Origin of the sequence: Kitasatospora sp. NPDC096140, assembly GCF_040303045.1 — a bacterium.
GTDB lineage: Bacteria > Actinomycetota > Actinomycetes > Streptomycetales > Streptomycetaceae > Kitasatospora.
Genome location: NZ_JBEOUW010000047.1, coordinates 38,308 through 58,601 on the forward strand (window position 1 = coordinate 38,308; position 20,294 = coordinate 58,601).

General features: G+C 75.4%; 19 protein-coding genes. 9 read left to right on the forward strand and 10 right to left on the reverse strand.

The window, feature by feature from the left end; translation table 11 throughout:
• Positions 1-44: 44 nt before the first annotated feature.
• The gene (locus ABT048_RS34400; RefSeq protein WP_350525522.1) at positions 45-848 is read left to right on the forward strand and encodes an exodeoxyribonuclease III; all 804 of its coding nucleotides are present in this window, start codon (positions 45-47) and stop codon (positions 846-848) included.
• A 192-nt stretch (positions 849-1,040) separates the two neighbouring features.
• The gene (locus ABT048_RS34405) at positions 1,041-1,637 is read left to right on the forward strand and encodes a hypothetical protein (protein WP_350525523.1); all 597 of its coding nucleotides are present in this window, start codon (positions 1,041-1,043) and stop codon (positions 1,635-1,637) included.
• Positions 1,638-1,778: 141 nt separating this feature from the next.
• On the opposite strand, the gene ABT048_RS34410 is transcribed toward ABT048_RS34405, so the two are convergent.
• Entirely contained in the window at positions 1,779-2,546 is a 768-nt protein-coding gene (locus tag ABT048_RS34410) for a lysoplasmalogenase (protein ID WP_350525524.1), read from the reverse strand.
• A 307-nt stretch (positions 2,547-2,853) separates the two neighbouring features.
• Between ABT048_RS34410 and ABT048_RS34415 the strand changes: the two genes are divergently transcribed.
• Positions 2,854-4,689, forward strand: coding sequence for a DUF2398 family protein (locus ABT048_RS34415; RefSeq protein ID WP_350525525.1), 1,836 nt, complete (start codon positions 2,854-2,856; stop codon positions 4,687-4,689).
• 180 nt (positions 4,690-4,869) lie between these two features.
• Here the strand turns inward: ABT048_RS34415 and ABT048_RS34420 are convergent, their stop codons facing one another.
• The 4 genes from ABT048_RS34420 to ABT048_RS34435 all read right to left on the reverse strand — a co-directional run bounded on the left by ABT048_RS34420 (position 4,870) and on the right by ABT048_RS34435 (position 6,952).
• Entirely contained in the window at positions 4,870-5,115 is a 246-nt protein-coding gene (locus ABT048_RS34420) for a hypothetical protein (RefSeq protein WP_350525526.1), read from the reverse strand.
• A 161-nt stretch (positions 5,116-5,276) separates the two neighbouring features.
• Positions 5,277-5,462 (reverse strand): hypothetical protein, encoded by a 186-nt coding sequence (locus ABT048_RS34425; RefSeq protein WP_350525527.1) that lies wholly within the window; start codon positions 5,460-5,462, stop codon positions 5,277-5,279.
• Between the two features lie 238 nt (positions 5,463-5,700).
• A complete protein-coding gene (locus ABT048_RS34430) occupies positions 5,701-6,072 on the reverse strand; it encodes a MerR family transcriptional regulator (protein WP_350525528.1) in 372 nt (123 codons plus the stop codon).
• A 97-nt stretch (positions 6,073-6,169) separates the two neighbouring features.
• The gene (locus ABT048_RS34435) at positions 6,170-6,952 is read right to left on the reverse strand and encodes an alpha/beta fold hydrolase (protein WP_350525529.1); all 783 of its coding nucleotides are present in this window, start codon (positions 6,950-6,952) and stop codon (positions 6,170-6,172) included.
• Positions 6,953-7,298: 346 nt separating this feature from the next.
• On the opposite strand from ABT048_RS34435, the gene ABT048_RS34440 reads away from it, so the two are divergent.
• Positions 7,299-8,546: a sulfite oxidase gene (locus ABT048_RS34440; RefSeq protein WP_350525530.1), complete on the forward strand. Its 1,248-nt coding sequence runs from the start codon at positions 7,299-7,301 to the stop codon at positions 8,544-8,546.
• Between the two features lie 130 nt (positions 8,547-8,676).
• On the opposite strand, the gene ABT048_RS34445 is transcribed toward ABT048_RS34440, so the two are convergent.
• Both ABT048_RS34445 and ABT048_RS34450 read right to left on the reverse strand, forming a co-directional pair.
• The gene (locus ABT048_RS34445) at positions 8,677-9,327 is read right to left on the reverse strand and encodes a TetR/AcrR family transcriptional regulator (RefSeq protein ID WP_350525531.1); all 651 of its coding nucleotides are present in this window, start codon (positions 9,325-9,327) and stop codon (positions 8,677-8,679) included.
• A gap of 136 nt (positions 9,328-9,463) precedes the next feature.
• Positions 9,464-10,372 (reverse strand): acyl-CoA thioesterase, encoded by a 909-nt coding sequence (locus tag ABT048_RS34450; RefSeq protein ID WP_350525532.1) that lies wholly within the window; start codon positions 10,370-10,372, stop codon positions 9,464-9,466.
• Positions 10,373-10,508: 136 nt separating this feature from the next.
• Between ABT048_RS34450 and ABT048_RS34455 the strand changes: the two genes are divergently transcribed.
• Both ABT048_RS34455 and ABT048_RS34460 read left to right on the forward strand, forming a co-directional pair.
• A complete protein-coding gene (locus ABT048_RS34455) occupies positions 10,509-11,951 on the forward strand; it encodes an SWIM zinc finger family protein (RefSeq protein ID WP_350525533.1) in 1,443 nt (480 codons plus the stop codon).
• Positions 11,948-14,665: a DUF7824 domain-containing protein gene (locus ABT048_RS34460; protein WP_350525534.1), complete on the forward strand. Its 2,718-nt coding sequence runs from the start codon at positions 11,948-11,950 to the stop codon at positions 14,663-14,665. Before ABT048_RS34455 ends, ABT048_RS34460 begins: the two co-directional genes overlap by 4 nt.
• Before the next feature lie 121 nt (positions 14,666-14,786).
• Here the strand turns inward: ABT048_RS34460 and ABT048_RS34465 are convergent, their stop codons facing one another.
• The 3 genes from ABT048_RS34465 to ABT048_RS34475 form a co-directional block, all read right to left on the reverse strand.
• Positions 14,787-16,013, reverse strand: coding sequence for an MBL fold metallo-hydrolase (locus ABT048_RS34465; protein ID WP_350525553.1), 1,227 nt, complete (start codon positions 16,011-16,013; stop codon positions 14,787-14,789).
• Between the two features lie 332 nt (positions 16,014-16,345).
• Positions 16,346-16,798 (reverse strand): MaoC family dehydratase, encoded by a 453-nt coding sequence (locus ABT048_RS34470; RefSeq protein ID WP_350525535.1) that lies wholly within the window; start codon positions 16,796-16,798, stop codon positions 16,346-16,348.
• 212 nt (positions 16,799-17,010) lie between these two features.
• Entirely contained in the window at positions 17,011-17,454 is a 444-nt protein-coding gene (locus tag ABT048_RS34475) for a pyridoxamine 5'-phosphate oxidase family protein (RefSeq protein WP_350525536.1), read from the reverse strand.
• Between the two features lie 247 nt (positions 17,455-17,701).
• On the opposite strand from ABT048_RS34475, the gene ABT048_RS34480 reads away from it, so the two are divergent.
• From ABT048_RS34480 to ABT048_RS34490, 3 genes are all read left to right on the forward strand, one after another.
• Entirely contained in the window at positions 17,702-18,553 is an 852-nt protein-coding gene (locus ABT048_RS34480; RefSeq protein ID WP_350525537.1) for a hypothetical protein, read from the forward strand.
• A 137-nt stretch (positions 18,554-18,690) separates the two neighbouring features.
• Positions 18,691-19,314, forward strand: a complete 624-nt coding sequence (locus tag ABT048_RS34485; RefSeq protein ID WP_350525538.1) for a hypothetical protein — start codon at positions 18,691-18,693, stop codon at positions 19,312-19,314.
• Positions 19,308-20,261 (forward strand): hypothetical protein, encoded by a 954-nt coding sequence (locus tag ABT048_RS34490; RefSeq protein WP_350525539.1) that lies wholly within the window; start codon positions 19,308-19,310, stop codon positions 20,259-20,261. The genes ABT048_RS34485 and ABT048_RS34490 overlap by 7 nt, the downstream gene beginning before the upstream one ends.
• The last annotated feature ends 33 nt before the right edge of the window (positions 20,262-20,294 follow it).

A 20,294-nucleotide genomic window follows, 5' to 3' on the forward strand; every position in this document is an offset into this window, starting at 1 on the left:
GTCAGCACCCCGTCCGTACCGAACCACCGGGAAGGCCGCCCGCCGTGACCGTCCGCATCGCCACCTGGAACATCAACTCCGTCACCGCGCGGCTGCCCAAGCTCCTGGAGTGGTTGGAGAGCGCCAAGCCCGACGTGCTCTGCCTCCAGGAGCTCAAGTGCGCGGCCGACGCCTTCCCGTACGACGAGGTCCGCGAGCTCGGCTACGAGACGGCCGCGCACGGCACCGGCCGGTGGAACGGCGTCGCCATCGTCTCCCGGCTCGGCCTGGAGGACGTCGTGCGCGACCTCCCCGGCCAGCCCGGCTACCTCGCCGACGGCGCCCTGCTGCCCGACGTCGAGCCGCGCGCCATCGCCGCCACCTGCGGCCCGGTCCGGGTCTGGTCGGTCTACGTGCCCAACGGCCGCGAGGTCGGCCACGCGCACTACCACTACAAGCTGGAGTGGCTGGAGGCGCTGCGCAAGGCCTCCGTCGAGGACGCCGCCGGCGCCCGTCCGTTCGCCGTCCTCGGGGACTTCAACATCGCCCCGTCCGACGAGGACGTCTTCGACGTCGCCGCCTTCGAGGGCCTCACCCACGTCACCCCGGTCGAGCGCGCCGCCCTGGAGGCCCTCGGCGAGATCGGCCTGCACGACGTCGTGCCGCGCCCGCTGAAGTACGACCGTCCGTACACCTACTGGGACTACCGCCAGCTGGCCTTCCCCAAGAACCGGGGCATGCGGATCGACCTCACGTACGCCAACAAGGCCTTCGCCGACGCCGTCACCGACAGCTACGTCGACCGCGAGGCCCGCAAGGGCAAGGGCACCTCGGACCACGCGCCGGTCGTGGTGGACCTCGACCTGTGAGCACCCCGATCGCCGGGGGCTGCCGGGCCGCCCGGCCGGTGACCTCCGGTAGCGGCGCGGTAACCCGAACGGTCCTGAGCGCTGGCTGAGTGCGGGGCGGGTGCCTACCGTCGGTGAATGACCGGGTGCGGTTGATCGACCACGTGGACATGGGAGTCCCCGGCTGCGCCCGAGAATCCCGGAGGTTCCGGCATGCGCCCCATGCGTACGGCCGCCGCCGCCCTGATCGGCGCGACGGCGCTGACCGGCCTGACGGCCCCCCTCGCTTCCGCCAGGGACGGCTCGGCCTCGGTCAGCCCGTCCCAGGCCGCACCGGGCCAGACCGTGACGGTCACGGTCTCCTGCGAGAAGTCGGACAAGCCCGACGCCAAGACCATCACCGCCCACTCCGCCGCCTTCGAGGGCGGCCCGGCGACCCTCACCCTCGGCCAGGACGGCAAGCACACCGGTTCCGCCCGATTGGCCTCCCAGCAGTCCGGGGACAGCAAGGTCGACGGCACCTGCCCGGACGGCGGCGCCTTCTCGACCACGGTGACCGTCGCCACCGTCACCCCCGCCACCCCCGCCACCCCCGACAAGAGTCTCGGCGACTGGGGCAAGGCGGCGGGGGAGTGGGCCGGCTCGCTCGGGCAGTCCGGCGCCGGCAGCCAGCAGGTCGCCCCGCACGGCGCCGTGCAGACCGGCCTCGGCGGCTCGGTCGCGGAGAACCCGGCGGAGCTGGCCGGTGGCCTCGCCCTGGTCGCGGGAGGCGTCGGCGGCTTCTGGCTGCTCCGGAGGCGCGGTGCCTGATGGCGTCCCCGATACCCCTGTGCCGCACCGCCGGACCCTGACGGGACCGGCGGTGCGGTGCGGTGTCGGGCGGTCCGCCGGGTCGGCAGGTCCGCCGGGTCCGTAGTTCGGACGGGTCGCAGTTCGGGCGGGTCGAACGGCTCAGACGGTCCGGGGCTCCAGCGGCGCGACTCCGGTCCGCCGGGCGAGCCCGCTCCACTCGGTGGTGCCGTCCTCCTGGGCGCGTCCCTCCTCGTGCGCGAGCAGGCCGCTGGCCAGCAGGTACTGGGCCAGCACATAGGTGGCCATGATCCAGAACTGATGCCCCGGCAGCTCCCGCCACTTCGCCAGCTTGGTGGCGATCAGCGTGTCGGAGAGCAGGAACAGCGCCCCGCCCAGTCCGGTCCGCCAGCCCAGTCCGGCCGAGGTGACGGCCGTCGAGGTCAGCAGCAGGCTGTAGCCGGCCACCGGGACCCGCAGGTCCCCGAGGTCCGGCCAGAGCTGACCGACCAGCGCCACCCAGGCCGTCGCGTACGCGGCCGCGACGACGAGGGCGCGCCGGCGGTCGCTGAGCGCCCCGCGCTGGACGAACATCGTCACGTAGCAGACGTGCGCGGCGGCGAAGGAACCCATGCCGGCCAGGAACGCGGGGTCGTTCTTCAGCTGGAGCAGCACGTCCCCGCCCGCGCTCAGCAGCAGCGCCGGTGCCAGCAGCTTCGGCGCCTCCCGCTCGGCGGTCCTGGCCGCCGCCACGCTGTGGGCCGCCAGCAGCGGCATCAGCGCCGGCTTGGTGGCGTTCTGCAGCACCGACGCGCCGGACAGGATCGAGCCGAGGTGCGCCGCCGAGGTGGCTGCGAAGCCGCCCAGCAGGCCGCCGGTCGACCGCAGGCGTGCACCGAGGACGGCACGGGTGGTCGTACGAATGCTCATGTGCACCTCTTGGTGAATCGCTCGCGGGGCTCGCTCATGCCGGCGTGGCCTCCGGGGCTCGGGCGGTGGCGGATCCGTACCGGTGGTGGCGGGTCCGTACCGACCCTAAGGGAGCCGAACGGGGGCCGGAAGGGTAGGTTACCGGTGCGTAACCCGGGCGGCGTCGGGCGGGTGACGGCGCGGCCGGGGAGCGGTGGGCCGCGGAGCGGAGGGGTAGCGGCCGATTCCAGGGCTCTTGCGGAGACTTCCTCAGGAGGGCGGTTGCTGCCACCGGGTGACCCGGGCACCGTCTACTCTGGACTCCGACATGGATCAGCAGGAGTACGCGGTCGGTGCCACCCGGGTGGCGGCCGGTCGGCCGAACGGACGTACGGGCGGGGCAGGTCGGGGGACCGCCGCCGCCGTCCTCGCCGTACGCGAAGCCGCGCGGGCCGATGCGGCCGACGCCCTCGATGCCGCCGGCTCCGCCGACACCGCTGATGTGGAACCCGGGACCGGCGCCGCGGACGGTGCCGACGACGCACAGGCCGCCGGTGGCGCCCACGGTGCTGCCCGGGATGTCGCCCTCTCGCCCGACCCGGGGCTGCTGCGGCTGGCCCACTGGTTCGCGGCCGCGACCCCCGCCGCCGCCGACGACCTCTGCACCGCCTCCTTCGGTCTCTACCCCGCCCGCCACCTCGGCGCGCCGGCCGAGCCCGCCGACCCCGACGTCAGCTGGTGGCACGGACCCACCGCCCACGGCTTCGCGTCCGCGCGCTCCCGTGAGGGCCGCGCCGACGGCGGACTGCGCCGCGCCCGGCGCGACTCCGCCGAGCTGCCCGTCGTCCGGTCAGGCGCCAAGCCGGGCAGGCCCGGCAGGCACCGCAAGCCCGAGCGCATCCCGCTGATGCCGGAGGAAGCCGCGAGTGCGGGCCCGCCTCCGCCCGTGGTCGCGCAGGATCGTTCCGGCGAGGAGCTCCCCGCCGCCGAACGCCGGATCGCCGCCCGGCTGTTGCTGGCGCACCCGCTGGTCACCGCCTCCGGTCCGCACGCCGACGGCTTCCCGCTGATCCGCCGTCACCGCGACTGGCTGGCCGAGCGCTTCGACACGCTGCTCGGTTACCGCCTCGACGTCGGCCCCTGGCACGCCCGGCTGTGCAAGGCCGGCCTCGGCCTCGGCGCCGCCCGCCGCCTCGAACACCCCGTCACCGGCGCGCCGTTCACCCCCGGCGGCTACGCCCAACTCGCGCTCGCCCTGGCCCTGTTGGTAGACGCCCCCGAGCAGCTGGAGTACCGGAGGCTGCTCGACGCGATGCGGGCCGCCGCCCCCGGGCTGACCGCCGACCCGGCCGACCTCGACATGGCGCTGGCCGCGCTGGCCGGATGGCAGGTGCTCGGCGAGCTGCCGACCGACCCCGCCGCCGATGCCCCTGTCGGCCCCTCCGCCGACACCTTCGTCCTGACCGTGGACCGCGAACTCGCCCGCGCCGTCCCGGTCGGCCCGCCCGCCCTGGCCGCCGACGCCGCCGACCTCGTCCGCCGCGCCGCCGAGGCCGAACCCGCCACCGCCGTCCGCCGGCTCCTCGCCGAGACGCCCGCCGTCCTCGCCGCCGACCTCCCCGAGGACTGCCGCACCTGGCTGCACGAGCACCGGCTCAGCGGTCCCGCCGCGCTCGCCGACTTCCTCGGCCTGGAGACCGAACTGCGCGCCGAGGGCGTCGCCCTGCTCGACCCGGCCGCCGAACTCACCGACCTCGCCCTCCCCGGCGCCGGCACCCTCGCCCAGGCCACCCTGCTGCTGGTCGAGCGCCTGGTCGAGGAGGTCCGCCCGCTGCCCGCGGAGACCAGCGAGGGCGACGTGCCGATCGCCGACGCGCTGATAGACGGCGTCCTCGGCGACATCACCGACGAGTACGGCCTCCCGGCCCGCTACCTCTCCGACCGCACCGCCCTGCGTCGCGACGCCCTGGACCTCCTCCACCGCCTCGGCCTGATCACCCCGACCCCGCAGCCCAAGCGCCCGCCGACCTGGCACCTGCGCCCCCACGCCGCCCGCTTCGCCCCCGCCCCGGACCTCCAGCCCACCCCCGGCACCGGCCGCCACTCCCGCCCGGCCCCGTTCATCCCGTCGCCCCCGGGCCCCCGCGCCGGACAGCGCGCGTAGCGCGCGTAGCGCCCGTTCGTCGCCCTGCATCGTGCGGGCGGCCGGGACGGGCAGGGCGGTAGCGGTCGGCACGGTGCCGAGCAGGGGTCGGTGGGTGCCGGCCCGGTGCGACCGCCGCTTCCGTCCGGTTCCGGGGCCCGGCTACGTGGCCCGGCTACGGGGCCCGGCTATGGGGCCTGGCTACGGGGTGGGCGGATGGGGGCCGGCTGCGCGGGCGAGCGTGATGGCCTCGTCGACCTGGCGCCGGTCGTAGCCGCGGCGGACCAGGTCGAACTGCGGGCGGTCGGGGCGCCGCTGCGCCGGCAGTGCGAAGTACTCGTCGACCTGGGCCCGGTCGTAGCCCCGCCGGGCCACGTCGAAGCCTGCGTGCGGCGCTCGCCCGGCATCCGTCGGGCTGCCACTGCCCCGGTGTCCGTCCTCGACCATCTGTCCTCCCCCGACCGGAACGTTTCGGCCCAGCATGGCACGGTGCCGGCGGACGGCTGCCGTGGACGGCGGCTCCGTCACGGGGCCGGGAGGACGGGGGCCGGGAAGACGGAAGCACCGCGCCCGGACTGCGGGCGGCGGTGCTGGGAGCCGGGGTGCGGTTACTTGCCGGCGGTGGCGGTGGCGCTGACGAGGGAGCCGTGTTCGACGGTTTCCACGGTGGCGCCGACGCCCAGGGTGCCGAGGGCGATGGAGGCGAGGACGGCGGTGCAGGCGAGCAGACGACGGTGCCGCTGCGGGAGCGGGAAGCGCGGTTCCTGGTAGGGCGCCTGAGGGCTGGCGTTCATGACCCGGAGGTTGCCATTGCGGCGTGAACGGTCGGTACGCGCGGGTGAAGTCCGGACGGGGGTTGGGCGTCGGTTGGCCGCGTACGCCCCACCCCTCCCGAGCGGGGCGTACGCGCTGGTCAGCGCCGTGTCGATCGATCGCCGACGGCGACCCGGGCGGTGACTCGGACGCCGACCCGGGCGGTGACCCGGGTGGCGACTTCCCGGAGGCCGGCCGGGACGGCGGAGGGGTGTCCCGTCAGGCTGCGTGTTCCGCGTCAGGGCCGTGCGCGGTGGCGATGTAGTGGGAGAGGGCGACGCGGTTGCCGGTGAGGTCGTCGATCCGGGCGTCGAGTTCGGCGAGCTCGCCGCGCAGCGTGGCGAGCAGGTCCGGACAGGCCTCCAGGACCGGGACCGGGCCGGTGGCGCAGGGCAGCAGTTCCCCGATGACCCGGGTGGTCAGTCCGGCCGCCAGCAGGCTGCGGATCTGCCACACCCGTACGGTGTCCTCCTCGCCGTACTCGCGGTAGCCGGCCGTCGTGCGGGCGGGCCGGAGCAGGCCCTGCTCCTCGTAGTAGCGGAGCAGCCGGGTCGACACCCCGGTCAGGCTGGCGAGTTCTCCGATGCGCATGATCGGGCGAACGTCGCGGTCGGTCGGGGTGTTCCCGCCCGCCCGGCCCTCGCGGACGGGCTCTCGCGGACCGGCTCTCGCGCCCCGGCCCGCTCGGTCAGCCCTCGTCCAGGCTCTTGACGAACTCCATTACCACGCCGCGCAGTTCGGGCAGCGCCTCGACCACCGGCAGGTGCCCGCTGGAGAGGCGGACGTAGCGCGCGCCGGGGATGCCCTCGGCCAGCAGACGGTGCTGGGACGGGGGGACGAGCATGTCCTCGGCGGTGCCGACGACCAGGGTCGGCACGGCGATCGCGCCCAGCTCCGCCCGCACGTCGGCCTCGGCGGCGAGCCGGAACTGCTGGCGGAAGCCGTCCGACAGCGGGGACTTGAGTGCCTCCAGCAGCCCGGCGAGCTGTTCGGCGGGCAAGGCGTCCACCCAGGTCCCGCCGAGCACGACGGTGAGCACCAGGCGGGCGAGGTCGTCGGGCCGCTCGCCGAGGTCGACGATCAGCTCGGAGAGCAGCCGCATCCGGGCCGAGCCGCCGGCCACGCCGGCGAGCAGCAGCAGCGAACGGACCCGCTCGGGGTGGCGGGTGGCGATCCGGACGGCGACGGCGGCGCCGAGCGAGTAGCCCGCCAGGTCGAAGGTGTCCAGGCCCTCCGCGTCGGCGGTCGCGACCAGCCGCTCGGCCAAGTCGTCCAGGGTGGGGTCTCCGGGTTCGAACGGGCTGTCGCCGGAGCCGGGGTAGTCGGGGGCGACGACGGTGCGGTGGACGGCCAGGTCGGGCAGCAGCGGGCCCCAGTTGTCGCGGGCGCTGCCGCCGGCGCCGTGCGCGAGCAGCAGGCCGGGGCCGGAGCCCTGGACGATCCGGGCGAGCGGGGCGGGGACGGACGGCATGACGGCGCTCCTTGGTGGGCGGTGGATTCCTCCGACAGCGAGGACCGTAGGTGTTCACACCGGTGGGAAGGTCAAGCACGGGCACCGGACCGGCGCCGGGAGGCCGCGCCGTACGCCCGGGGGCGCGCGGTACGCCGGGAGGCGCGCCGGACGCGGGGGCGCGCCGGAAGCGGGCCGGCCGCCCCCGCCGTGGTTACGTACCGCACAGGAACGCCTACGCTGGGAGCACGGAGCGCGGTTCGGGCACCGTACGAACGCTCTCCGCCGCCGGGGCGCCCACCGTGCCCGCGTCGGCCGCGCCGGTGTTGCCCCGGGCCGGGTGGTCGCCGAGGAGGTGCCAGGCCCCATGTCCGGAAACGCCGCGTCCGGCGGTGCCACGTCCGGCAGCGTTCCGTCCTTTGATGCCACGCCCGGTGATGCCGTGTCGGGCAGTGCCACGCCCGGTGATGCCACGTCCGGTGATGCGACGCCCGGTGACGCCACGTCGGGGATCGTCAAGCCGCTGCCCGCCGAGTGGTTCGTCCCGCACGGCACCAACGCCGAGATGCGCTGGGAGGCGCTGCGCGACGCCGAGGGCCGGCCGACCGTCGGCCGGCACGTACCGGTGGAGCGGTTCTTCGTCCGCAACCACACCGGCACCCCGCTGATCGACGCCGACACCTGGCGGCTGCGGCTGTTCGGCAGCGGTCTGCGCGGCGCCCCGACGGCCGAACGGCCCGTGGAGTTCGACCTGGCGGCGCTGCGGGCGCTGCCCGCGACCCGGATCAGCGCGGTGATCGAGTGCGCCGGGAACGGCCGTGACTACTTCCGCCGCCAGCAGGGCCGACGCGCCCCGGGCACCCCGTGGACGCTCGGTGCGATCGGCTCGGCGCTCTGGCGGGGCGTCCGGCTGGCCGAGGTGCTGCGGGCGGCCGGACTGACCGGGGAGGCGGTCGACGTGCTGCCGACGGGCCTGGACGCGCACTACGTCGTCGACGGCGTCGACCACGGCCCGGTGCGCCGCCCGCTGCCGATCGCCAAGGCGCTGGAGGACGCGCTGCTCGCGTACGAGATGAACGACGAGCCGCTGACCCCCGACCACGGTGCGCCGCTGCGGCTGGTGGTGCCCGGCTGGGTGGGCATCGCCTCGATCAAGTGGGTCGGCAGCATCGAGGTCGCCGACCACCCGCTCCACTCGCCGTGGAACACCGACTTCTACCGGATGTTCGGCCCCGACCACCCGCCGGGCGGCGGCGCGCCGCTCACCGCGCAGGTGGTCCGGAGCGCGTTCGAACTGGCCCGGGGCGCGGTGCTGGAGGCCGGTCGCGTCCACCGCTTGCACGGGCGCTCGTGGTCCGGCACGGCGGCGGTGCGCCGGGTCGAGGTGAGCACCGACGGCGGCCGGACCTGGCGGCGCGCCGTGCTGCACGGCGGGTCGCGTGCCGACGACTGGACGCGCTGGAGCTTCGACTGGCGCCCCGGGCGGCCCGGCCGGTACGAGCTGCGCGCCCGCGCGACGGACCGCCGGGGCAACGGCCAGCCCGAGCGGGCGGTCCTCAACCGGGAGGGCTACCTGTTCGGCGCGGTGGTGGCCCACCCCGTGACGGTGGTCTGACCGCGCGCTTCGGCTGCCCGGTCCGGCCGCGCCCGCGCCCGTGCCCGTGCCCGTGCCCGCTCCCGGGCTCGGAGCGCCGACCCGACCCGCCTGAGGGTCGGTCGGCGGTCCGGCCAGGGCCGGGCGGGAATCAGCCGGTGGACTGGACCTCGTACGGGGCCGGGTACTGCGTCTCGTACGGGGTCAGCACCAGCCGCACCACGTCCTCCAGCCGCCGCCGGGCGTCCCCGAGGGTGGTGCGGCCGGTCACCCAGGCGGTCAGCTCGCCCTGCCAGGCATGGGCGACGATGTGCCGCACCAGGTCGCTGGACGCGGCCGGCACGTCGGCCGTCACCGCCTGTAGAGCGGTGCTGTCGGCCCGGGCCATGCCCTGCAGCGCCTCGCTGGCGAACGGATCGGTGGAGGCGGCGACGGCCACCCGTAGCCGGGCGAGTTCGGGCTGCCGCTGGTAGGCCCGCATCCCGCCCCGGACGAACCGGACAGCCCGGTCGGTGTCCCCCAGCCCGGCCCGTGGCCCGCGCAGCTCGGCCACCAGGTCGGCCAGCAGCAGGCGGTGCCACTCGGCGATCGCCGCCGCCAGGAGGTGGTCCTTGGACGAGAAGTAGCGGTACGCCGTCCCCAGGGCGACTCCGGACCGCTCGCAGACCTGCTTCATCTGCAGCCGCTCGACGCCGATCTCGTTCACCAGGGCGAGCGCGGCCGCGATCAGGCTTTCGCGGCGTTCGAGCTGACGCGGAGACATCGCCTCCACCGGCCGTGGTGACAGGTCAACCTTGGTCACCCGCACCATGATACGGGCCGGGGCCGCTCAGGAGTATGACGCCGACCGGCCCCCTTCCGTTCGCCCGGGGGTCACCCGGGTGCGGCAGGGCCGGGGCCCGTCTTCAAACCCTCGCCTGCGGGGCGGCGTTGGGGCCCTAGTCCTGCCGGCGGATCAGCGCTTCCTGGACGGCCGAGGCGACCAGCCGGCCGTCCCGGTCGTAGAACTCGCCGATGGCCAGTCCGCGGCCGTCCGAGGAGGACGGGCTGCGCTGGGCGAACAGCAGCCACTCGTCGGCCCGGAACGGGCGGTGGAACCACATCGCGTGGTCCAGCGAGGCCATCAGCAGTGTCGGCGGCTCGGTGCGCTGGAAGAAGTTCGGCTGCTCGTCCAGCCCGGCGGTCGAGGCCAGGGTGAGGTCCGACAGGTAGGCCAGCGCGCCGGCGTGCAGCAGCGGGTCGCCGTCCGGCAGCCGGGAGGCGGTGCGCATCCAGACGAAGTGCTGGAGCAGCCCGGGGACGGACGGCGGCACCCCGGGAGCACCCGGCGGGACGAAGCGGACGTCGAGGTCGCGGAAACCGCCGGTGAGGGCGACCGTCCGGCGGACCTCCTCGGGCGCGTTGGCGACGGCGTCCGGCAGCGACTCGGGGCCGGGCAGCGGCGGCATCTCGCGGTGGCGGTCGGCGCCCGGCTCGGGGTGCTTGAGGGAGACGGTGAGCGAGAAGATCTCGTTCCGCTTCTGCACCGCCGTCACCCGGCGGGTGGTGTACGAGACGCCCTCGCGCACCCGCTCGACCACGTAGTCGATCGGGCGGGTCGGGGTGCCCGGCAGCAGGAAGTAGCCGTGCAGCGAGTGCACCGGGCGGCGGTCCTCGCAGGTGCGCCCGGCGGCGACGATCGCCTGTGCGGCGACGTGGCCGCCGAAGGCGCGCATCGGGGCACCGGCGTGGCAGTAGCCCCGGAACGTGTTCTCGTCCAGCTGCTCCAGCTCCAGCAGCTCGGCGAACGGGGAGGTCGGTCGGGTGTCCGGGGCGGCCGGGACGGGCGGTGCGGTCAGGTCGGTCACGAGGTCATAGTGGCAGAAGCCAACCGTGCCGTGGTGTGACCTGGATAACTCGGCCGACCCCGAAGGCGGTGTAGAACACGTTCCAGTCCGGTCGTGCCCCGCCGGACTGTCAGACCCCTCACCTAGCGTGTTCGCCATGACGCAATCCGCACACGCGTACGCCTATCTGCGTCCGTCGGCCGTCCTGGACGGCGCCGACGGCCGGCGCCTCGACCTGGCCACCTCCGGCGGCGCCACCCCGCTCGGCGCCACCGCCAACCCGCGCTTCTTCGCGGGCTTCCTGGCCGATCCGGCGCCGGCCGCCGCGGCGCTGCTCGCGGTCGCGGACGTCGCCGCCGCGCGCTACTACCAGCCGCAGCTGCGGGCCTCGCTCGACCCGGTGGTGACGGCCAACGGGGACCGGCTGCGCTTCGAGTCCTTCTCCGGCTGCTGCGGCGTCTACGCCCGGCTCGACGTGCTGCAGGCCGGGCTCGACGGCGGCGAGATCGGGCACGGCACCACCAACGTGGACGTCAACAACCCGCTGCGCGAGGCGCTGACCAGGATCGGCCCCGCCGACCCGCTGCACCTCGCGGTCGGGCCGGACGCGCTGGAGGTCACGAGCTTCGACGGCCCGCTGGTCGAGAAGAAGGTGCCGCTGCCGGAGCGGTGGCTGCGCGGCTTCGCCGAGACCCAGGTCGTCGCAGCCGGGTTCGAGCTGCGCGCCGAACTGCCCGCTGCCGAGGCGGTGCGGTTCCTGCGCTCGCTGCCGCGCGGTGGGCGCGGCGGCGTCGGCTGGGTCGCCCCGGCCGGACGGACGCTGCGGCCGACCACCCGGCCGGTGCCCGGCGCGGTCTGCCTGCCCGGGCCCGAGCGGCTGGCGGCACTGCTGGGGGCGCCGGCCGGAGGCGGGGGGAGGGTGCTGCGGCACGCGCTCGCCCTGCGGGTGTACGCGCCGGTGGCCACCGGGGAGCCGACCGCCTCCGCCTGGGAGGTGGTGCTGCCCGGCATGCGGCTCACCCTGACGCTGTCGCCCGACGCCTCGCGGGGCTTCTCCGGCGAGGGCGGGGTGCTGGACGCGCTCGCCACCGGTACGGCCGAGCGGGACGCCGAGCTGGTGTCGGTCCTGCTCGCCTGGGAGCCGCGGATCGAGGTCGGGGACCTCGCCGAGCAGTCCGGTCTGAGCCCCGAGCGGGTGCGCGCGGCGCTCACCAGGCTCGGCACCGGCGGGCAGATCGGGTACGACACCGCCGAAGCCGCGTACTTCCACCGTCAGCTCCCCTACGAGGCCGGGCACGCCGAGGCCGCCAACCCGCGGCTGCGGGCGGCCCGGGCGCTGGTCGAGGCGGGAGCGGTGCGACTGGAGGAGGGCGGCGCGACGGCCGTGGTCACGGTCGACGACCACATCCAGCGGGTCCGGACGGACGAGGCGGGGCGGACCGGCTGCACCTGCCTGTGGTGGGGCAAGTACCGCGGCGGGCGCGGGCCGTGCAAGCACGCGCTCGCGGTCGGGATGGTGCGGGCGTCGCAGGTGGCGCAGCCGGCGGGGGCGCAGGCCGCGGAGACGCAGGCCGCGGAGACGCAGGGGGCCGGAGCGTGAGGACGACCACGGACACCGGGCGGCCGGGCCCGGTCGAGGAACTGCTCACCACCGTGCGGTCCGGGCGGTCGGCGCGGATACCGGAGCTGCTGGCCGGGCTGGACGCCGCGCAACGGCGGGCCTGCCTGCCCGGGCTCAAGGAACTGCGCAAGGAGCTGCGCCAGGACTGGTCGCAGGACGCGGCCGAGACCAAGGGTCGACTGCTGGTGGCCGGGGCCGCCTGCCACGTCGGCCCGGCCGGCGCCGCCGTCTGGCTGGGCGCCGCCGACCTCGGCGTCCGCGACTGGGCCCGCGACCCCGTGCTGAACGCGGTCGTCGAGGCCCAGCCCCAGGAGTGGCAGGTCGAGGTCGTCACCCGGCTGGCCGCCCGGCCGGCGCACCGGTGGGGCTGGTCGATGTACCCGCTCATCGAGGCGGTGGTCCGGCGCACCGGCTGCGCGGTGCCGCGCGGCGAGGCCTTCGTCCGGGCCTGGCTGAACCGCACCCTCGAAACCGGCGGCCCCCGTCCGACCCTGGCCGGCAAGGCGCGCACGGACCCCTTCGCCCCGGTGCTGCTCCCCGAGCTGTTCGAACTCGCGGACGTCGGCCACCCGCTGACGTCCCGGCTGAGCCCGCGCCCCGGCGACGTCTGGACGGAGGCGCTCGGCGAGCTGGTCGCGGCCGGGCTGCTGGACCGGGCGGCGGTGCTCGACCGCTGCGTGGCCCGGCTGCTGCGCGGGGGCAAACCGGCAGACCAGCGGGCCTTCCTGGACGTGCTGCGGGCGCTCGCCCCGACACCGGGGGAGTACGCGGCCCGGGTGCGGGACGTGGTGGCCCTGCTGGACGGGCCGTCGGTGATCGCCGGGCACGCCCAGGAGGTCCTCGCGGAGCTGGACGAGGCCGGGCTGATCGAGCCCGAGGTGCTCCACGAGGCCTCGGAGGTGGTGCTGTTCCGGACGGAGAAGAAGCTGGTGCGGGCCCAGCTCGGCCGGCTGGAGCGGGCCGCCCGGCGGGCCCCCGTGCGCTCCGGGCCGGTGGTGCTCGCGGCGGCCCGGGCGTTCGGCCACGAGGACCCAGGGGTCCAGGAGCGGGCCCTCAACGTGGTGGCCCGTCACCTCGGGGCGGCGGGCGGGGAGGTGCTGCCGGAGCTGCGGTCCGCGGCCGAGGCCCTGAACCCGGTCCACCACCGCCGGGCGGGCGAACTGTTCGGCGCACCGGTCGGAAGCGGCGAGGACGACGCCCCGGACACCGGGTGGACCGAAGTCCTCCCGCCCGTCCCCGTGCCGAGCCCGCTGGGCGCGCCGCTCGCCTCGGCGGCTGAGCTCGCGGAGGAGCTGTCCGCCCTGCTCGCGTCCCGGGAGCCCGGCGTCGCGGCCTTCGAACGGGTGCTGGACGGGCTCGTCCGGCAGTCCCACCTCGACCGGGCCGCGCTGATCGAGGCCCTGGAACCGGTCCGGCGCGCGCACCCGTGGAGCGGCACCGACCAGTGGGGGGACTGCGAGCCCCGGGACGTCCTGTTCGTGGTGGCCGCGGTGGCGGGCGAGACGCCGCCGCACCGGCTCTGGGACGCCCTGCGCGGACGGGGCGGCTCCCCGCTGCGCGGCGCGCACGTCACCGTCCACGGCACCGTCATCGCCGCCCGGCTGGAGGAGGCGGCCTGGCAGGTGACCGCCACCCGGCCGCCGTACCTGCTGGCCACCCCGACGGACGCCACCGGCGCGCTGGACGCCGCCGTACTGGTCGAACGGCTCGCCGGGTACGAGGCGGCGGGCGTCGCGCCGGGGCAGGTCGACCTGTCCGCCGCCCTGCTGCGGGTCGGTGTGCGCACGGACGGGGCGGTGGTGAGGGCGGCGGACGCGCTCACCTCCCCGGCCGGACGCCGGCTGGCGCACTGGCTGCGCACCGGTGGTCTGCCCGGACAGCCGTCCGAGCGGGTCGTGTTCGCCCCCGGCCGGGGTGTGCGGCGCGCCAACATGTACGGGGACCGCTGGTGGGAGGACGTCCAGCGGACCGCCGTCGCCCAGCCGGGCATCGGCACCGGGCCCACAGGGCCGGACGGCGAGCGCCTCCGGCCCGAGCTGCGGGCCCTGCTGGACGCCACCGAGCCCAGCGTCGCCCGCGCCCGCAAGGTGTACGACTGGAGCCGGCGGCCCCTGGCGCACTGGTTCGCGATGCTGCCCTGGCACCGGGAGGAGCTGGCCGCGCGCTGGCTCGACCCCTTCGCCGCGGGCGCCGACCGGGACGAGCGCGGCACCGGCCGCTACCTGCCGCTGCTCGCCGAGTCCGGCGGCCCGGCCGGGCCGGCGTTGCACCTCGCACTGGCGTACGGCCTGGGCGCCCGGTACGCCGAGGACCGGACGGCGGCGGTGGACGCGCTCCTGGTGCTCGCCGCGCGCGGGGAGCTCGACGGCGACCTGCTCGGGCGGGAGCTGGGTGGGCTGGTGGCCTGCGGTACGGTCCTGGCCACCCGGCTGGGCGCGGCGCTCACCCTGGCGGCGGAGACCGGTGCCCGGGCGACGGTGTGGTCGGTGCTCGGTCCGGCCCTGCCGGGTCTGCTGGGCGGGGCCGAACCGTCCATGCGGGGGCTGGGCGATCTGGTCGCGCTGGCCGCCGACTGCGCCCGGCGCACCGGGGCCCGCGGGCCGCTGGCCGAGGTGACGGCGCTGGCGGAGCGCGCCGGGTCGAGCCGGTTGGTCAAGGAGGCCCGGGCACTGCGGGACGTCCTCGCGGGGTGAGGTGAGGGTGGGGGCGGCTCACGGCCGGCAGCCGACAGCCGACAGCGAACAGATTTCAGAAGACAGATCTCAGCGAACAGATGTTGAAATCTGTTCGCTGAAATCTGTTCGCTGAAAGTTGTCAGCTGAACTCCGTCACCTGCTCGCGCGGCTCGGCCGCCTCCGCGGCCGACGCGGCCGACGCCGCCGACGCGGGGGCGGCAGCCTCTGCCTCAGCCCCCGCTGCGGCCGCCCGCTCCTCGGTCGGCGGTTCGATGCCGCGCGGGGCGGTGACGGCGCGCCACCAGAGGCGCAGGGCGGGCGGGTCGGCGGGCTCGAAGGGCTTGCCGGGCCGGGGCATCGCGAGGCGTGCCCCGAGCACCTGGGCGGAGGTGACCACCCGCTCGGCCGGCTCCTCCCACGGGTGCAGCGCCAGGTTGAAGGTGCACCAGTGGATCGGCAGCAGCAGCTCGCCGCCGAGGTCCAGGTGCGCCCGGACGCCCTCCTCGGGCGTCATGTGCACCTCGGGCCAGAAGTCGCTGTACGCGCCGACCTGCACCATCGTCGCGTCGAACGGGCCGAGCCGGCGGCCGATCTCGGCGAAGCCTGGGAAGTAGCCGGTGTCCCCGCTGTGGAAGATCCGGTGACCGTCGCCGGCCACCACCCAGGAGGCCCACAGGAACAGGCTGCTGGTGCGCGGGCCGCGGCTGCAGTAGTGCCGGGCCGGCGTGGCGGTCAGGGTCAGTCCGGCGACCTCGGCGGACTCCCACCAGTCCAGCTCGACGATCCGTTCGGGCGGTACGCCCCAGTGCTCCAGGTGCGCCCCGACCCCGAGCGGCACGGCGAACACGGCCGCCGTCCCGGCCAGTGCCCGGATGGTGGCCATGTCCAGGTGGTCGTAGTGGTCGTGGGAGACCACGACCACGTCCACCGGCCCGAGTTCGGACAGCGGCAGCGGCACCGGGTGCAGCCGCTTGGGGCCGGTCCAGCCGAACGGGGAGCAGCGCTCGCCCCAGACCGGGTCGAGCAGGACGCGCCGTCCGTCGATCTCGGCGAGCACGGTGGCGTGGCCCAGCCAGGTCAGCCGCAGTCCGGAGTCCGGCGGCGTGGCCAGGTCGCCCGGGAGGAGCCGGTGCACGGGTACGGCGGCGGCCGGGGCCCGTCGGGTCTTGTCCCCGGTCAGCTGGGCGCGGGTGATCTCCAGCGGGCTGCGCTCGTACACCAGGCGGCGGGTCGGTACCGGGTTGCGGAAGGCGCCGTCGGCGAACTGCGGGGAGCGGCGGATCCGGGCCAGTCTCTCGCCCCGGGGCTCGGCGCCGAACGCGTCGGTCCGCACCCGGTGCCAGGCGGCCCGGGGCAGTCCGGCCAGCCCGGGGACGGCGCGGTCGGCGGCGGGGCCGGCGGCGGGCGGGGCGAACTGCGAGGACAGACCGGCGAGGCGGGAGAACCAGGGGACGGGGCGGGGCACGGCTCCTCCAAGGACGGTCACGGCTACCGGGCAGGCCGGGGCGCGCACCTCGGTGACGGCCGTGGTCACGGCCGTCGGCCGGGGTCACTGCGGTACGACAACCATCTCGTCGGAGGTTACTCGCCGTGGGCCGTCCGGACCTGGTGGAGGGCCCGGCGCGGTCCAATCGGCGTACCCGGGGCGGGCTCCGGCGCCGCCGGCCCGGCCGGGCTGCGGCGTCCGGGCCGGCCCGGTCAGGCGTAGAAGCGCGTGATCGTCTCCGCGACGCAGTGCGGCTTGGCACTCCGCTCGCTCGTGATGGTGAAGCGCACCACGGCCTGGACGCCGCCGGGCACCTCGGTCGCCGAGAGCAGCTCGGCGGTGGCCCGGATCGCCGTGCCGACCGGCACCGGCGCCGGGAAGCGCACCTTCTCCGAACCGTAGTTCAGCGCCATCCGTACGCCCTCGACGGCGTAGCACTCCTTCGCCAGCACCGGGATCATCGACTGGGTCAGGTACCCGTGCGCGATGGTCGAGCCGAACTGGCTCTCCTTGGCCCGCTCCGGGTCCACGTGGATCCACTGGTGGTCGCCGGTCGCCTCGGCGAACAGGTCGATCTGCCGCTGCTCGATGGTGTGCCACTCGCTGGTGCCCAGCTCGGTGCCGACGGCGGCGGTGAGGTCGGCGAGGGAGGCGAAGGTCGTCACGGTGCGCTCCTGGAGGGGGACGGGCCCGCGGAGGGGCCAGGACGCCGGAAGCGTATGCCTACCCACCGGTATCTGTCAGGAGCCCGAGCCCGAGCCCGAGCCCGAGCCCGAGACGGAAACCGACCCGAGCCGGGAACCGAGCCCGGAACCGGAACCGAGTCCGAGACGGGAACCGGAACCAGGCCCGCGGGCCGCGGCGGCCGCCCGGCTGCTCAGGGCCGCAGCGCGGCGCCCCCCACGGCGCCCTGCCCGGTCGGGAACAGCCGCCGACCGCTCACCAGTTCCGGCACCAGCGCGACGAACAGCGGCTCCGGGTCGCCCACCCACGGCCGCAGCCCGGAACGCAGCACCCGCCGCACCTGCTCGGGATCGCGCACCACGTCGGCCCGCCCGTGCACCAGCACGCTCCACCCGGTGCGGGTGACCGGGTCCAGCAGATCGGCCTGGAAGGCCACCACCGTGCCGTCGAGCCCGCGCGCGGTGGCACTTCCCCGGCGCACCGCGAGCACCAGCCGCCCGTCCAGGACCTCGAAGGAGACCGGCAGGACGGCCGGCAGTGCGTGCTCGGTGTACACCACGCGCCCGACGGGCACGGTGCTGAGCAGCCGCAGGCACTCGGCCTCGCTCAGGGTCTCCACTCGGTCCTCACGCTCCATGCGTCCGATCGTCCTCGGTCGGCGCGTGCGTCGATAGGGCCCATGGTCCCTGAGCGGGCGGGTCGGGAGCCCCGTCGGAGGCCGCCCGGGCGATAGCCTGCCCGGCGGCGGAACGGTGACGCGGACCGGGAACGGTGACGCGGACCGGGAGCGGTGACGCGGACGGCGGCCCGTCCGCGAAGCGCGGCGGACCGCAGTGAGGGCGGCGGCCCCGGGTGCGCCGGGGCCGGCCAGGAGGGGGGAACCGATGGCGGGCGGGGTCGATCTGGTGGTGATCGGGGCGGACGGCGGGCCCGACCGGGCCTTCGGCGGTGCGGCGCTCGCACCGGACGGTGCCCGGCTGCTCGCGGAGGTGCTGCCCGGGATGTGCTTCGACACCGGCGCGGCCGGCTGTCGGGTCGTCACGGCGCCGCCGGACGCGGACGCCAACGCGATGCTCACCGCCGTGCGGGACGCGGCGCAGCACCCCGGCCGCTGGCTGGTGGTCTGCCTGGTCGGTCAGCTGGTCTCCGACCCGCGCGGGCGCCGGCTCGCCCTGGTCACCGGCGGCAGCACCCCCGACAACGCCTACCGCCGGGGCCTCGCCTGGGACTGGGTGGTCAGCGCGATGGTGCACGGGGACCAGGAGGAGGCGCTGCTGGTGGTCGACGCGGTGGCCGACCGGGACACCTGGGCGGCCCTGGAGCGCGGCGGCGAGGACAGCGCGGGCGAACTGCTGAGCTTTTCGCGCGTCCCGCTGTGGGGCCGGATCGGCCGCTACACCCCGGGCAGACGCGGCCGGGACGCCGTACTGCCGGGCGGTGAGGGCTCGTTCAGCCGGGGCCTGACCACCGTCCTGCGCCAGGGTGTCCCGGGTGCCCCCGCGGCCGTCGCCCCGCTCGACCTCCAGCCCGCCGTGGCGGCGCTGACGGACGGGGGAGAGTCGGCCGGTAGTTCGGGTGCGCCGGGCGCGCGCCTGCTCGTTCCGCCGCACGGCGGGCGCCTGTTGATGCGCAATCGGGCCGCGGTTCGGGGCGCATTGGCCGGATTGTCGCTTTCCGAAGAACTGTTGGCCGTTCTGTGGCGGGAAAGTGCCCCGACGGAACCGCCTTCCGCGTAAGGTCAGGGGGCCTGAGGTGTTGCCGTGATGGGGTGGGTTGGCGAAGAATCGATCCCCAGCGGAAAGACCGGCGGGACGGCGGAATTGTTCTGGCGGCCGTGGATCACGGACCGGGTCGGTCGCGACGAGGTGGGGCAATGCGGCAGCGCGGAAATGTGTTGCGCCCTGGGGCGGTTGGGGTCGGTGGGGCGGTTCTGGCGTTGCTGCTCGGTGCTTGTGCGGGCGGTGGTTCCGGCGGTTCCGTCGATCACCTCGGGACGGCGGCGCCCACGGTTGCGGGAGTGGCTCCGGTAACTCCTTCGAGTGGTTCCTCAAACGCCTCGATCGCGCCGACCGACGGTCCGGAAGGGGCGACGGGGCGAGCGGCCCTGAGGGCCTATCAGGATTGGTGGCAGGCCCAGGCCGAGCTCTTCGGGCGATCGGATTCGGACGGGTACGCGCTGGAGCAGTACTCCTCCGGGCGTGCCCTGTCCGACGCCCTCGCCGGTCTCCGGCAACTCCACGACGCCAAAGTGGTGATGACCGGAACACCGCGCAATTCTCCGGTGGTCAAGTCCGTGGGTCTGAAAACCGATCCGCAAACCGCAGTGATCGAGGACTGCGTCGATCTGACGGGCTGGCACCGCGTCGACGCCGTCACCGGGGCCGCAAAGGATCCGGCCCAGCGCCTGAACAGGTATGTCGCGACCGCGTCGCTGCGACTGTTCCAAGCACATTGGCTGATCTACGAGTTCAAGCGGGAGGTGGACCGGACATGCTGAACGCGCGGAAACCGGCCCGGCGGTTCGCGGTCGTCGCGTCGCTGTCGGCCGGTGTGCTGCTGTCCTCGGCGGTGTCGGCGACGGCGGACGAACCGCCGAGCGGCGGTGCCGAGCAGTGTTTCCCGAACGTGATCTGTGCGGGCGCCAATTCCGGCGGAAAGACCCCCGCGCCGGGCTCGACGAATGCGAGCGGCGGCGGAGGAGGCGGATCGGACAGCGGCCCGCAGCTCTGCAGCTACCACGGTGTGCCGTGGGCCTGCTACGACCCGCAGTGGGGCTGGTTCGACAGCGGTGAGGGCTGCTACTTCCGCGAGTTGGACGATCCGCCGGCGGCGGGCGACCCGGCCTGGGAGAACCACGACCCGAAGGACGGCGCGCTCTACTCGAAGGTCTGTCCGCAGACCGGTGGGGGCCAGGACGGCGCCCAGATCGTCTTCCTGGCCACCGCGCCGGGCGGCGCGGCGACCGCACTGGACGATTCCAGGGCCGTCGAGGAAGCGAAGAAGAAGCTCGTCTTCGGGCAGCCGGTGGGCCGGGTGGCGCCCGGCGGTACGGCGGTGGTCAACTCCCCGGTGTGGCTCTGGGCGGACAACGCAGCGACGCCCGAGCCGAAGACGGCGGCGGTGCACGGCATCTCGGTCACCGTCACCCCCAAGCTGGTCGAGTCCTACTGGGACTTCGGCAACGACCTCGCGACCAGCTGTGCGACGGCCGGAACGCCGTACGACCCCAAGTACGGCGCCGCCCAGTCCCCGGACTGCGGCTTCGTGTTCAAGGCCGCGTCCGGCAGGCAGAAGGACGGGGTGTACAACGCCACGGTGACGATGAAGTGGGAGGTCGCCGTCGCCGTCGTCGGCGGACCGAACCCGCGGACCTTCACGATCCCCATGAAGCAGACCAGTCCGCTCTTCACACTCAAGGTCGCCGAGGTGCAGGTCCTCAACTGACCACGCCACCAGAGCGATTCGACGACTGACGAG